General features: G+C 66.0%; 12 protein-coding genes. 7 read left to right on the forward strand and 5 right to left on the reverse strand.

Annotation, left to right across the window (positions count from 1 at the left end; genetic code table 11):
* Positions 1-86 precede the first annotated feature (86 nt).
* Entirely contained in the window at positions 87-1850 is a 1764-nt protein-coding gene (locus tag HZF03_RS06550) for a sensor domain-containing diguanylate cyclase (RefSeq protein ID WP_119019366.1), read from the forward strand.
* 251 nt (positions 1851-2101) lie between these two features.
* On the opposite strand, the gene HZF03_RS06555 is transcribed toward HZF03_RS06550, so the two are convergent.
* Positions 2102-2953, reverse strand: coding sequence for an SDR family NAD(P)-dependent oxidoreductase (locus tag HZF03_RS06555; protein WP_119019365.1), 852 nt, complete (start codon positions 2951-2953; stop codon positions 2102-2104).
* A gap of 193 nt (positions 2954-3146) precedes the next feature.
* Positions 3147-4262 carry a beta-ketoacyl-ACP synthase III gene (locus tag HZF03_RS06560; protein WP_179906269.1) on the reverse strand — a complete coding sequence of 372 codons (1116 nt, stop codon included), beginning with the start codon at positions 4260-4262 and terminating at the stop codon, positions 3147-3149.
* A 297-nt stretch (positions 4263-4559) separates the two neighbouring features.
* On the opposite strand from HZF03_RS06560, the gene HZF03_RS06565 reads away from it, so the two are divergent.
* The 3 genes from HZF03_RS06565 (at position 4560) to HZF03_RS06575 (ending at position 6828) form a co-directional block, all read left to right on the forward strand.
* Entirely contained in the window at positions 4560-4907 is a 348-nt protein-coding gene (locus tag HZF03_RS06565) for a cupin domain-containing protein (protein ID WP_119017158.1), read from the forward strand.
* Between the two features lie 226 nt (positions 4908-5133).
* On the forward strand, positions 5134-6087 hold the full coding sequence (locus tag HZF03_RS06570) for a restriction endonuclease (protein WP_119017155.1): 954 nt from the start codon (positions 5134-5136) through the stop codon (positions 6085-6087).
* A 177-nt stretch (positions 6088-6264) separates the two neighbouring features.
* A complete protein-coding gene (locus HZF03_RS06575) occupies positions 6265-6828 on the forward strand; it encodes a type 1 glutamine amidotransferase domain-containing protein (RefSeq protein WP_119017154.1) in 564 nt (187 codons plus the stop codon).
* A gap of 184 nt (positions 6829-7012) precedes the next feature.
* Here the strand turns inward: HZF03_RS06575 and HZF03_RS06580 are convergent, their stop codons facing one another.
* Entirely contained in the window at positions 7013-7384 is a 372-nt protein-coding gene (locus tag HZF03_RS06580; RefSeq protein ID WP_119017157.1) for a hypothetical protein, read from the reverse strand.
* 226 nt (positions 7385-7610) lie between these two features.
* Between HZF03_RS06580 and HZF03_RS06585 the strand changes: the two genes are divergently transcribed.
* Positions 7611-8429, forward strand: coding sequence for a lytic murein transglycosylase (locus tag HZF03_RS06585; RefSeq protein ID WP_119017153.1), 819 nt, complete (start codon positions 7611-7613; stop codon positions 8427-8429).
* Positions 8430-8459: 30 nt separating this feature from the next.
* Here the strand turns inward: HZF03_RS06585 and HZF03_RS06590 are convergent, their stop codons facing one another.
* Together HZF03_RS06590 and HZF03_RS06595 are read right to left on the reverse strand one after the other, a co-directional pair.
* Entirely contained in the window at positions 8460-9173 is a 714-nt protein-coding gene (locus HZF03_RS06590) for a flagellar hook capping FlgD N-terminal domain-containing protein (RefSeq protein ID WP_011156868.1), read from the reverse strand.
* A gap of 12 nt (positions 9174-9185) precedes the next feature.
* Positions 9186-10784, reverse strand: a complete 1599-nt coding sequence (locus HZF03_RS06595; protein ID WP_119017152.1) for a flagellar hook-length control protein FliK — start codon at positions 10782-10784, stop codon at positions 9186-9188.
* A gap of 312 nt (positions 10785-11096) precedes the next feature.
* Here HZF03_RS06595 and mnmA point away from each other — a divergent pair, with 312 nt between their 5' ends.
* Positions 11097-12290 (forward strand): tRNA 2-thiouridine(34) synthase MnmA, encoded by a 1194-nt coding sequence (mnmA, locus tag HZF03_RS06600; RefSeq protein ID WP_079403157.1) that lies wholly within the window; start codon positions 11097-11099, stop codon positions 12288-12290.
* Positions 12291-12309: 19 nt separating this feature from the next.
* Positions 12310-12948: a class I SAM-dependent methyltransferase gene (locus HZF03_RS06605; protein ID WP_119017151.1), complete on the forward strand. Its 639-nt coding sequence runs from the start codon at positions 12310-12312 to the stop codon at positions 12946-12948.
* The last annotated feature ends 33 nt before the right edge of the window (positions 12949-12981 follow it).

Below are 12981 nucleotides of genomic sequence, written 5' to 3' on the forward strand. Positions count from 1 at the left end.
GAATTGTATGTGGTTTATTCGGCGCAGCCGCGTTGGGCGGTCGCTCGGAACGATGGCTTGTTTCGGCGGAGATGACACGAAGCCTGATGCGCGGTCTCTGGAATCAGATTGCCACCAGCCTCAAGACGCGGTTTCTGGTCGTGACCGTCTGCGTGTTCGGGCTGGTCGCCGTGCCGGCCTATGTGGCGTTTGAATTCCTGACCCGTCAGACCGTGGTTGCGCTCGGCACGTTGTTCGCCGAGAAGCAGGTGCTGTTCGACCGCTACCGCGGCCTCGAGGCGCTGATCCGCGAGGTCTCGCTGGCCGAGACGGTCGCCCGGTCGCCGGCGGTGCGCGCCTGGGCCCGCGACGAGGCCGACCCCGACAAGACGAAGCGCGGGCTGGCCGAGCTCGAGCATTACCGGCTGTCGTTTCACGACAAGAGCTATTTCTTCGTCGTCCACCAGTCCGGAAACTACTACTTCAACGACGCCAAGAACGACTACGACGGCAACCAGCTCCGCTATCAGGTCAAGCGCGACAATCCGCGCGACGGCTGGTACTTCAAGACGATCGCGGCCGGACAGCCCTGCCAGCTCAATGTCGATCGCGACGACAATCTCGCCGTCACCAAAGTCTGGATCAACTGCGTCATCGCCGACCAGGGCCGGATTCTCGGCGTGATCGGCACCGGCGTCGACCTCACCGAATTCATCCGCGAGGTGGTGGCGCTGCCGCAGACCGGCGTCACCAGCATGTTCGTCGATCACGCCGGCGCCATCCAGGCGCATCGCGATCCGGGGATGGTCGATTTCCACAGTCTCACCAAGGACACCAAGACCAAGAAGACGATCTTCCAGCAGGTCGATAGTCCCGCCGACGCCGCCGAACTCGCCGCCATGATGAAGCGCGTTTCCGCCGGCCCCGCGGCGGTCGAATCGCGCTTCATGAACATCGGGGGGCGTGAGGTCCTGGTCGGAGTCGGCTATCTCGACCAGCTGGGCTGGTTCAACGTGACGCTGATGGACATCGACGCCATCATCGATCGCCGCTTGTTCACCCCGATCGCGTTGCTGCTGATCGTGATGATGACGGCGGCGGTCGCGCTCGTCACCATCCTGTTCCGCCGGGTCGTGCTCGATCGGCTCGCCACCGTCGAGGCGGCCGCGCGGCGGGTCGCAGACGGCGACTTCGACCATATCGTCGTCGACCAAGGCAGCGACGAGATCGGCCGGCTGTCGCGCACCTTGTCCGGCATGGCGCACGCCGTGCGCGACCACACCCGCATTCTCGAGGATCTGGTCGACGAGCGGACCGAGAAGCTGCGGCGTCTCGCCAATATCGATCTGCTGACCGAGATTCCGAACCGTCGGGGGTTCACCCAGGTGTTCGAGCAGTGGCTGGCGCAGTCGCCCTTGGCGCCGCGGTCGGCCGGGCTGCTGCTGATCGATCTCGATGACTTCAAGGACGTCAACGATGTGTTCGGCCATCTGGCCGGCGATCGCCTGCTGTGCGAGACCGCGCGGCGGCTCGCGCCGCTCCTCACCGAGCGGGACACCTGCGCCCGCTGGGGCGGCGACGAGTTCGTCGTGCTGGTCGAGGATCGCGACGCGGACGGCCTGCGGGAGCTGTGCGCGCGCATGGTCGACGCGATGAACGCCGCGCCGATCCGCTCCGACGATGGGCAGGACATCGCGCTGACGGTCTCTATCGGCGCCTGCCGGGTGGTCTCGGGCAGCTCGATCGACGCCGCCTTTGCGGAGGCCGATGCGGCGCTCTACGCCGCCAAGCGCGCCGGCCGCAACCGGTTCGTGCTGTTCGACTCTGGCGCCGGGGCGGCGCTCGACGCGGTGGCGACGGCGCCGGCTTGAGCTGGCGTGCGCCTCAGAGCCCGACTGGAAATGCGGGCAATGAAATCGAGCACTTTCGTTTCAACCCGTCATGCCCGGCCTTGTGCCGGGCATCCACGTCTTGCAGCGAAAACAGCAAGAAAGGCGTGGGTGGCCAGGACAAGCCCGGCCATGACGAAACTAATCGTCAATTGAACGGCTTATCAAAGCCTTTCAATTAGCTGCCCGCATTTCCGGTCAGGCTCTCAAGAAGACGCTGGCGCCGTGGCTTGTTACTTCCCTTCGACGAACGCCCTGAAGCGGTCGGCCCAGGCCGGGTGCCAGCGCGACAGCGCGGGGCGGTTGTCGATGATGTCGCCGGCGGCCCAGGCGATGCGGCGTTCGTCGAGGCTTCGGGGCACGTCATTGTCCGGGCATAGGATGTAGAAGTCGCCGTCCTCAAGCCGCGCCAGCATGTAGTCGACGGTCTGCTCGGCGGTCCAGGCGCCGGCCGGTTTCTCGCTGCGCCCGCGCGCGGTCAGCGCGGTGAAGACGAAGCCGGGGATCAAAAGATGCGCCGTCACCGCGCAGCTCTCGGTGGTGCGCAGCTCGTGCGCCAGCGCTTCGGTATAGGCCTTCACGCCGGCCTTGGAGACATTGTAGGCCGGATTGCCCGGCGGCGTGGTGATGCCTTGCTTGGAGCCGGTGTTGATGATCAGCCCCGGCCGGCCGCGCGCGATCATGTCCGGCGCGAAGATCTGCGAGCCGTGGATCACTCCCCAAAGATTGACGCTGAGGATGCGCTCATAGGCCTCGCGCGGGCCGAGCGCGGTGCTCGGCGGCTCGATGCCGGCATTGTTCATCACCACGTCGACGTCGCCGAACCGCGCGGTGACGGCGGCGCGCAGCGCCTCGAGCTGGTCGGGTTTGGCGACGTCAGTTTCCTTCGCCAGCACGTCGTCGGCGCCGCCGCCCGCGACATGTGCCAGCAGCTCCGCGGCGCGGGCGAGATGATCGGCGTTCAGATCCGCGATCGCCACCTTCATGCCGGCCTGCAGAAACCGCTTGGCGGCCGCAAAGCCGATCCCCGATGCGCCGCCGGTGACGACGGCGACCTGATCCTTGGCGATGGCGGGATGCGGCATGGCGGTCTCCTCGATGCAATGGCGATGCCGGGGAGATAGGCGCAGCGGCGGAGGCCGCAAGCCGAGGAGACGGGCGGACTTTCATCGTCATTGCGAGCGAAGCGAAGCAATCCAGCGACGTCGTGCACCTGGCTTCTGGATTGCTTCGTCGCTTCGCGCCTCGCAATGACGGGGAGACGGCGACGCGAGGCTGTTACCGCTTCTGCACGAACACCGTGCCGGCCGAGTAGCCGGCGCCGAACGAGCAGATCAGGCCAAGGTCGCCTTGCGCCATGTCGTCCTGGTGCTTGTGGAAGGCGATGATCGAGCCGGCCGACGAGGTGTTGGCGTAGTCGTCGAGAATGATGACGTTTTCGTCTCGCGTCGGATCGCGGCCCAGCACCTTGCGGCCGATGATCTCGTTCATGTTGATGTTGGCCTGGTGCAGCCACATCCGCTTCAGGCCGTGCGGATCGATACCGATCTCGCGGGCGTGCTCGATGATCATCTCCGACACCAGCGGCACCACTTCCTTGAACACCTTGCGGCCCTGCTGCACGAACAGCTTGTCGACGTTGTCGCGGCCTTCCGGCCAGGCGCGGTTGAGGAAGCCGGCATTGTTGCGGATGTTGTTGGAGAACTGCGTCTTCAGCTTGGTGCCGAGGATCGACCAGCCGCCCTGCGCATCATCGGCGCGCTCGACGATCGCCGCGGTGGCGACGTCGCCGAAGATGAAGTGACTGTCGCGGTCGCGGAAGTTGAGATGGCCGGAGCAGATCTCCGGATTGACCATCAGCACCGCATCGACCGAGCCGCCGCCGACGAAATCCGCCGCGGTCTTCAGCCCGAAGGTCGCCGACGAGCAGGCGACGTTCATGTCGAATGCGAAGCCGCCGAGCCCCAGCGCGTTCTGCACCTCGATCGCCATCGCCGGGTACGCGCGCTGCATGTTGGAGCAGGCGCACAGCACCGCGCCGATCCGCTCGCGCGGCTTGCCCCAGCGTTCGATCGCCTGTTCGGCCGCGGTCACCGCCATCTCGGCGAGGATCGACAATTCGTCGTTGGAGCGCTCCGGGATGATCGGGCGCATCACGTCAGGATCGACGATGCCCGGCTTGGCCACCACGTAGCGCGACTTGATGCCCGAAGCCTTCTCGATGAATTCGGAGGACGACGGCTGCAGCGGCTCGATCTCGCCGGCTTCGATCCGCGCTTTATTCGCCGCGTTGAAGTTCGCCACATAGGTGTTGAACGCCTCCACCAACTCGGCATTGGAAACGCTGTCGGGCGGAGTGTAGAGGCCGGTCGCGGCAATGACGGCAGGGCGCACGGAAAGCTCCAGGCTCAGTGGCTGAGTGAGAGGACCGCCGGCCAAGCGATCCGCCGCGCCCTGCCGGTATCCGACGCCGTTTCACCTGCGTCTGCTTTGACGCCGGACAAAAGGCGGAACTCGGCCGCATCGTCCGTTGGTCGGGAGCGGGGAGGCCGGCGGGCGGGGCGCGCGGGCATCTCGGCCGGCGCGGGCAAACGCGGTATGAAACGCCGCGCGGCGAAACACAAGCTCCATCGCAAGACGGATAGCGGCCGGCGCCGATCGGCGCCAAATTCCGCGCCGAGGATGAAAGCCATGGACGCACCGCACGGAAATCTGCTGCACCCGCTGCCGCCCGCCGGCCCCGACGAAGTGCTCGAAACCCTGCTGGCCCGCGGCGGCATCCGCATCGAGCGCATCGTCTCGTTCGGCCAGTCGAGCCCGGACGGGTTCTGGTACGATCAGAGCGAGGACGAGTTCGTCGTGCTGCTGTCCGGCGCCGCCGTGCTGCGCTTCGAAGACGGCAACCGCACCGTCGACCTCACCCCCGGCACCTGGATCGACATCCCCGCCCACTGCCGCCACCGCGTCGAAGCCACCGCGACCGACCAGCCGAGCGTATGGCTGACGATGTTCTGGCCGGCGGCGGTGAAGACCACGTAGTCTGTAGTCGTCCGTAGCCCGGACGTAGCAAAACGAAATCCGGGATTCAGGCCGACGGCCGCCGCCAATCTGCTTTCGCATCGTTGGCAACACGTCGGTTGTTTGTCGCGACCCGTATCGAGACCTCTGGCGGAACTCTGCGGCCGCCGTTATGATCTCAGGCGTCATTTCATTCCTGAACTAATTAGTATCTGCCAAGATTCCAATTCATTTCCAATGTGGTTCGATGTTCTATTTCGTCAAAGATGCCGTGAGGCAGTGGGCTGTCGATGTCTTCGCAAATTCCGTCAAGCGACTGGGAAGCGCCGATGATCGTCTGCAGGCGATCAGGTGGCTGGGGCAATCGCGAGATGTCGTCGCGAGCGAGCTGAGTGTTTCGGACAAGATCAGGCGTCTATCTGGTCTCGTCGACTCTCGTTCCGTTGTGGAGTTCGTCGCGGCGCGCGTCACTGAGGCGGTCCAGGATTACAGGCATTCCAATCTTCCCACCGCCGTGAAAGTTGCCATCCCGGCGACCCTGGCCGCAGTGCCTCTCGTTGGAGGCCAGGCCGCTGGACTGGCCGCATTCGGCGGCGCGATCGGTGTTCCGATCCTTCTTCTGGTCTTCCTCGGCGCCGCCGGTATCACATCGATCATTGAGGCGATCATCAGGGATCCCGCGGCGCGGCCGGCAATCGCAGAGGTCATCGACATCATCATCAAGGATGAGCGTCTGCGCGAGACTAGCTGGAGAATGAAAGCCGCAATGCGCGAACGCCCGGTAGACCCGGTCCGGTTCGCGACACCCCAGGAAGGTGCCGGCATCCACGCCGCACTGCTGAAGATGGACCCGTTTCAGTTCGAGCGCCACGTCATGAGTTTCTTCGAGAGCGCAGGATGCAAGTCATGGGTCACGCAGAGGTCCAACGACCTAGGGGTCGATGGATTTGCACTCCACCCGAAGGGCCTCATCGTCACGCAGTGCAAACGGAACTCACTAGACAATCGGGTCGGGCGGCCCGTCGTCCAGCAGTTCAAGGGGGTGATCGAGGAGCAAAATGCCTTCCACGGCTTCATCGTCACCACGTCGAGCTTTTCGGAAGAGGCGCGGCGATCCGCGGTGTTATCGGGCCGGATAACGCTCGTGGACTCTGGCGAGTTAGTATCTTGGCATCTCGCGGCTCCTCGCTTCGATCTGTAGGAGCAGCCGTAACCCGCAGGATACCGGTTGCTATGTTCTGCCTGCCCCTCTCAATACCGCGTCGCTGCTCTTCACCGCGCCCTGACGGCGACCTTCGTCTGTGTTGTTCCCGGCGGAACGATCACCCGTGCCTGCGATTACTCAGCGGGGTGCTGATCAACGACATGGAGAGCACATATGGCAGGCCAACTCGATGGCAAGCGCGTCGCTATTCTCGCCACCCACGGCTTCGAGCAATCGGAACTGGAAATCCCGCGTGACAGGCTGAAGGCGGCCGGCGCCCAGGTCGACATCGTCTCGCCGGAGCAGGGTGAGATCCGAGGCTGGAGCGGCAAGGATTGGGGGCATCTGGTCAAGGTCGACAAGCAGCTCTCGGCGGTGAAGGCCGACGACTACGACGCGATCGTGCTGCCCGGCGGGCAGATCAATCCGGACCTGCTGCGCGTCAATCAGGATGCGCTGAAACTGATCAAGTCGTTCTTCGACGCCGGCAAGACCGTGGCGGCGGTATGCCATGCGCCGTGGCTGCTGATCGATACCGGCATCACCAAGGGACGCAAGATGACGTCCTACAACTCGATCAAGCAGGACGTCATCAATGCCGGGGCGAAATGGGAGGACTCTGCGGTCGTTACCGACAATGGCGTCATCACCTCGCGCAACCCGGGCGACCTCGAGGCGTTCTCGGCCAAGATCATCGAGGAGATGCGCGAGGGTAAGCACCAGCGCCGCGCGGCGTGATCCGCTGAGCGAAACGGCAGCGCTCAGCCGCCGTTTCGCCATGGTGATCGGCGACAGTTCCGATAAGCGAACAACGACCGCGCCGGTGGCTCATCGGCGCGGTTTTGATGCGAGAGGAGCCGCGATGGCGCGGGCCGGCAGAGGTGGAGCGTTACAGCGCCGGATGACGCCGCAAGCTGCCAGCTCAGAGGCTGCCGTGCCGGCGCACCGCGCGGGCGCCATGCTCGGCGCGCACCGGGATGGCCTTGGCACCGGGGATCATCTCGATCGGCAGCGCCAGCTTCCTGCCGCCCTTGCCACCGCCGCGCAGATCGCTGCCCATCGCCATGATGGCCGAACCCATCGCGGCCGATCCGAAGGTGACGACGAAGCCGAACAGCAACAGGCCGAGCGCGGTGCCCGGCGAGTCGTCGGCAAAGATCAGGTCGCGCAAATGGCCGGGGTTGAGATACAGCAGCCCGCCGAGCAGCAGGGCCGCGATCATCACACCGATCGCCAGATTGATCGCCAGGAGGCGAAACAGCGGTTGGCCCAGCAAGGCACTCCGGCGCGGCATGATGTTCTTCCCTTCGATAACGATGGTGCGCAAGCTTGGCGCCAGCGTCCCAGGATTCGGGGCCGATCAGACTTGTCAGATATGGCGCTGTTGGTCCCGCCTCGCAACCGCAAGTATGAAATGGTAGATTCGCGCGGTTGTCATAGCAATACGCATCAATACGCATTCAGGTTCGGTTCGCCGTCCTTTCCGTTCGCCATTTCCCTTCCTTGGAGACACGATTCAGATGTTGAAGCTGCGCCTTGCTCTCGTCACCTGCGCCCTAGGCGGCGCGCTGCTGTCCACTGCGCCGGCTGAGGCCGCCCGCTGCGGCGGCGACTTCAACAGCTTCATCGCCAGCTTTTCCGCTGACGCAGCCCAGGCCGGAATTTCACAGGGCGTGATCTCGCAGGCGCTCGGCGGCGTCACCGAGGACCCAGGCGTGCTGGCGTTCGACCGCCGCCAGCGCGGCACCTTCAACAAGAGCTTTGAGCAATATGTTTCGACGCGGGTCGGCGCCGGCCGCATCAAGGCCGGCCGCGCGATGCTGATGCGTCACGCTTCGCTGCTGTCGCGGATCGAGCGCCAGTTCGGCGTGCCGCCGCAGATCGTGGTGGCGATCTGGGGCCTGGAGACCGATTACGGCAAGGGCGACATGGGCAAGCTGCCGGTGTTCCGCGTGCTGGCGACGCTGGCGCATGACTGCCGCCGGACCGAGCTGTTCCAGGGCGAGCTGCTGGCGGCTCTGCAGATCCTGCAGCGCGGCGACCTGACGCTGCGCGACATGGTCGGCGCCTATGCTGGCGAGATCGGCCAGACCCAGTTCCTGCCGTCGTCCTACATCAAGTACGGCGTCGACTACGACGGCAACGGCCACGTCGATCTGCGCCACAGCGTGCCGGACGTGCTGGCCTCGACCGCCAATCTGCTGAAGAGCGCCGGCTGGAAGGCCGGCGGCTCCTACGAGGAAGGCTCGACGAATTTCGAGGCGATGCGCGAGTGGAATCGCGCGCTGGTGTATCGCAAGACGATCGCTTACTTCGCCGACAAGCTGATCGAGCAGTAAGCGCGCGGCAAATCCGGGCGCACGGCACCGTCACATCGAGGTGGCGGTGCTGTTGGCCCGGACCAGCTTGTTGATCTGGTCGAGCGAGAAATTCTGGCCGCCGATCGACAGTTTTGGCGGCGTCTGGGTGAGATCGACGGAGTCGATCGTGCCCTGGATCTGGGTGGAGACCGTGGCGGTCTTCCCCGACGCGTCGGTGGCGACGATCGACAGCTTGTAGTTGCCGTCCGGCCATTGGGTGCCGTCGTTGCCGCGGCCGTCCCATTTGAACGCCTGATCCTTGCCGGCATTGATGGTGAACTTGCCGGAATACACCGTCTGGCCGGTGTCGCTCTGAATCGAAACCTGGGCGCTGACCGGCTTGTCGGTCGACAACGACCAGATCGCATTGCCTTTGGTCATCTGCACCTTGCTGCCGTCGACGATGGCGTTGGCGCCGACGAGGCTCATCGCTTGTGTCGCCTGTGCGGTGGTCTGCAGCTGCACCAGCGAGCTCAGCGAGTCGTTTGTCTTGAGCTGCTGCTCGATGCCGGCGAACTGCACCAACTGCTGGGTGAACTGGTTGGTGTCCAGCGGGTCGGTCGGGTTCTGGTTCTTGAGCTGCGTCGTCAGCAGCGTCAGGAAGGTCTGGAAATTGTCCGCGATGCCCGGGGTCGAGCTGGTCTTGGACTTGGCGCTGTCGGCGGAGTAGTTCGGATTTGGGGCCGAGTACGGCGTAGTCGCGGTTGTGGAATCGACGGACATGCGCGTTGCTCCTCAGATTCGAATATCGACGCCGCCGCTCGCACCGAGCATGCGGCCGTAGCCGCGGCTCGCGACCGGCGTGGGCGGCAGTTCGTCCTGCGAAACCACCAGCCGCTGCGACCTGCGGCCGCTCTCCTGCTGCTGGCCCTGCTGACCGGACGAGGACTGGTCACGCAGGCTGAACTGCAGGCCGCCGTCGCCGGTCTTCAAACCGGCGTCGTCGAGCGCGCGCTGCAACTGGGTCTGATCCTGACGCAGCATCTGCAGCGTCTCGGGCTTCTCCACCGTCAGATGCGACGTCACCTGGCCGTGGCGATCGACGTCGATCCGCACGTCGATACGGCCGAGCTCGGCCGGATCGAGACGGATATCGAAGCGGGTCGCGCCGCCTTTGGCGCGGGTGGCGATCTCGACCGCGAGCCCTTCGACCGGCACCGGCGCGTTGGCGGCGTTGGTGGCGGTGAGCTGCGAGGCGGCAGCCGCGTTGACGCCGTTGGTCGCGGCCGGCTGCAGATGCTGAGGCACGGCGATCGGGGTCTGCGGCAGCATGGTGTTGGCATCGGCCTGCGCCTGGGCCTGCGGCAGCGCCGCGTCCGGCTTCAGGTGCGAGGAGCTGCCCTTCGGCGAGGCATCGTCGACGGCGCCAGCGAGCGCGTGGGCGAGCTTCGCGTCTCCGGCCGGCTGACCGTCGGGCGTGGTCTGGCCGGGCTGCGGCGGCACCGGCGTTCCGGTGGTGGCGTTGGCGGTCGCCGCCTGCGCAGCCGCGGCTTGCGCGGCCGTCGTTGTGGTCGTGGCCTCGCCCTTGGCTTCTGACTTGGCTGTCCCGTCGGTCTTGGTGCCGGTCTTGGCATCGGCCTTGGCGCCATTGGCCTGGGCCGCCAGCGCGGCGAGTTTCGGATCGGCCGCAACCCCGGTCTGGGCGGCCTCAGCGGTGCCGGTCTGATCGGTGGGGGCGGTCTGCGTCGTCGCCGTGCCGGCATCGGCCTTGGCCTTCAGCGCCGCGGCGGCGGCGATCGCCAGTGGCGTGCCGTTCGCGGTTCCGGCAGCGTCGCCCTCGGCGTTCGGGCCGGTCGCGGCGGTCGTGACCTGGGCTGCGATCAGCGCGGTCGCATTCGGCGTGATTGTCACCGGCGGGGTCGCGCCGGCGTCCTTGCTGTCCGCCTGGTCGGCGCTCTTGGCATCGGTATCCTTGGTGACGCCGGCAGACTTATCGTCCTTGGCAGACTTGGTGCCGTCGGCCTTGTCGCTCTTCGCCGTACTGGTCTTGTCGCCGCTGGTGGTGTCAGTGGTCTTGGTGTCCGGCTTGGTCGGGTCGGACGACGCGGCGTTGTCGGCGCGGCGGGAGTCGTCGCTGCTGTCGCGGGAGCGGCTGCGATCCGTCGCACCGCTGCGGTCGGTGCGGGAGCTGCGGCTGGTGTTTCGGTCGTCCGAGGCGCTGCTCGAGGCGCGCGTGTCCGGCCTCGGCGCCGAGCTGGCCTTGTCGTAGGCGGCGGTATTGCTGTCCACGAGTGCGGCGAAATTGTCCGTATGCGACGACCGCTCGTTGCGCGCCTGGGTGCGAGGCGCGGGGGCGGGCGTGCTGGCTGCGACGTCTGGCGATGCGTTGACCACGGGCAATCTCTCACTCTTCAGTCCAAAGCACCTTGAGCAAGGACCGGGCCAAACAAAACAATAAGCGAATCCAGATGCTTGGCATGGGCGAGGGCAGGGCGGAACCGGCGTTTGCCACGCTATTTCTGCCGCTGCGGCAGAATTTGCCGCGGCCGCGGCCCGCAAAACCGGGCCGCTGCGATTGCGCCTCCGGGAGGCGGCCTATATTAAAAGCATGCATCACCCAAGTTTGCGGAATTGGCCCTGCCGCTTCCGGACATTGCGGAAGGATGACCGCGCGGCGGACGCCGGTCGCAGCTTATGACTGAACCAATGCTCAACAGTCTGGATCTCGAAGGCCGGCCGCAGGACACCCGCGTCGTGGTCGCGATGTCCGGCGGCGTGGATTCCTCGGCGACTGCCGCGCTGCTCAAGGCGCAGGGCTACGACGTCGTCGGCATCACGCTGCAGCTCTACGATCATGGCGAGGCGATCCATCGCAAGGGCGCCTGCTGCGCTGGGCAGGACATTCACGACGCCCGCGCGGTCGCCGAGCGGATCGGCATTCCGCATTACGTGCTCGACTATGAAAGCCGGTTTCGCGAGTCGGTGATCGACAGCTTTGCCGACAGCTACGCCTCCGGCGAGACGCCGGTGCCGTGCATCGAATGCAACCGCTCGGTCAAATTCCGCGACCTGCTCGCCACCGCGCGCGAGCTCGGCGCCTCGGCGCTGGCGACCGGTCACTACGTGTCGTCGCGTCGCCTCGATGACGGATCGCGGGCACTGGTCTGCGCCGCCGATCGCGACCGCGACCAAAGCTACTTCCTGTTCGCGACCACCCGCGAACAGCTTCAATTCCTGCGCTTCCCGCTCGGCGATATGACCAAGCCGCAGACCCGCGAGCTGGCGCGGCAGTTCGGCCTGTCGGTTGCCGACAAGCACGACAGCCAGGACATCTGCTTCGTGCCGACCGGCCGCTACACCGATGTGGTGGAGCGGCTGAAGCCGAACGCGATGGAGCCGGGCGACATCGTCGATGTCGACGGCCGCGTGCTCGGCCAGCATCCCGGTATCGTGCATTTCACCGTCGGCCAGCGCCGCGGACTCGGCATCGCGTCGCGCTCGCCGTTGTACGTGCTGCGGCTCGATGCGGCGCAGCGACAGGTCGTGGTCGGCCCGCGCGAAGCGCTGCTGATGGACCGCATCGTGCTGCGCGACATCAACTGGATCGGCGACGGGTCACTCGACGACGTGATCGGCGACGGCCTGGAGCTCTTCGTCCGGGTGCGCTCGACGCGGGCCCCGCAGCCGGCCTGGCTGCGCGCGGCGAACGGAGGCTACGAGGTCGAACTCGTGGTCGGCGAGGAGGGCGTGTCGCCGGGGCAGGCCTGCGTGTTCTATGACGCGGCCGAGGGCCAGGCGCGCGTGCTCGGCGGCGGCTTCATCAAGAGCGCTGCGCCGCGCCGGTTCGAAGGTGGGCGCGAGCAAATCGAGGCGCCGGCGCTGGCCGCCGCGCGCGGCTAAAGGATTTTCGGGGCAGAGTATGGCGAACGACATCGATCGCGCGGGCGTGGCGAAAGCCTACGCGCGCTGGGCGCCGATTTACGATCTGGTTTTCGGCAAAGTGTTCGACAGCGGCCGGCAATCGACCATCGCGGTGGCCGATGCGATCGGCGGACGGGTGCTCGACGTCGGCGTCGGCACCGGGTTGTCGCTGTCGGATTATTCGAAGACCACGCGGCTGTGCGGTGTCGATATTTCCGAGCCGATGCTGCGCAAGGCGCATGAGCGCGTCCGCACGTTGAACCTTAGCAATGTCGACGTGCTCGCCGTGATGGACGCCAAGAACCTGGCGTTTCCGGCCAATTACTTCGACGCCGTCGTGGCGCAATACGTCATCACCGCGGTGCCGGACCCGGAAGCCACGCTGGACGATTTCATCCGCGTGCTGAAGCCGGGCGGCGAGCTGATCCTGGTCAACCACATCGGCGCCGAGAGCGGCCCGCGCAAGCTGTTCGAACTGGCGTTCTCGCCGATCGCGCGCCGGCTCGGTTGGCGGCCGGAGTTTCCGTGGCAGAGGCTGGTGAACTGGGCGGCGCGTCATGGCGGGGTGGAACTTGCCGAGCGTCGGCCGATGCCGCCGATGGGCCACTTCTCCCTGATCCGCTATCGCAAACTGTGACCTCGTGCCGCCGGAACGTGGCGAGCCTCGCCA

This window comes from Rhodopseudomonas palustris, from assembly GCF_013415845.1.
GTDB classification, from domain to species: domain Bacteria; phylum Pseudomonadota; class Alphaproteobacteria; order Rhizobiales; family Xanthobacteraceae; genus Rhodopseudomonas; species Rhodopseudomonas palustris_F.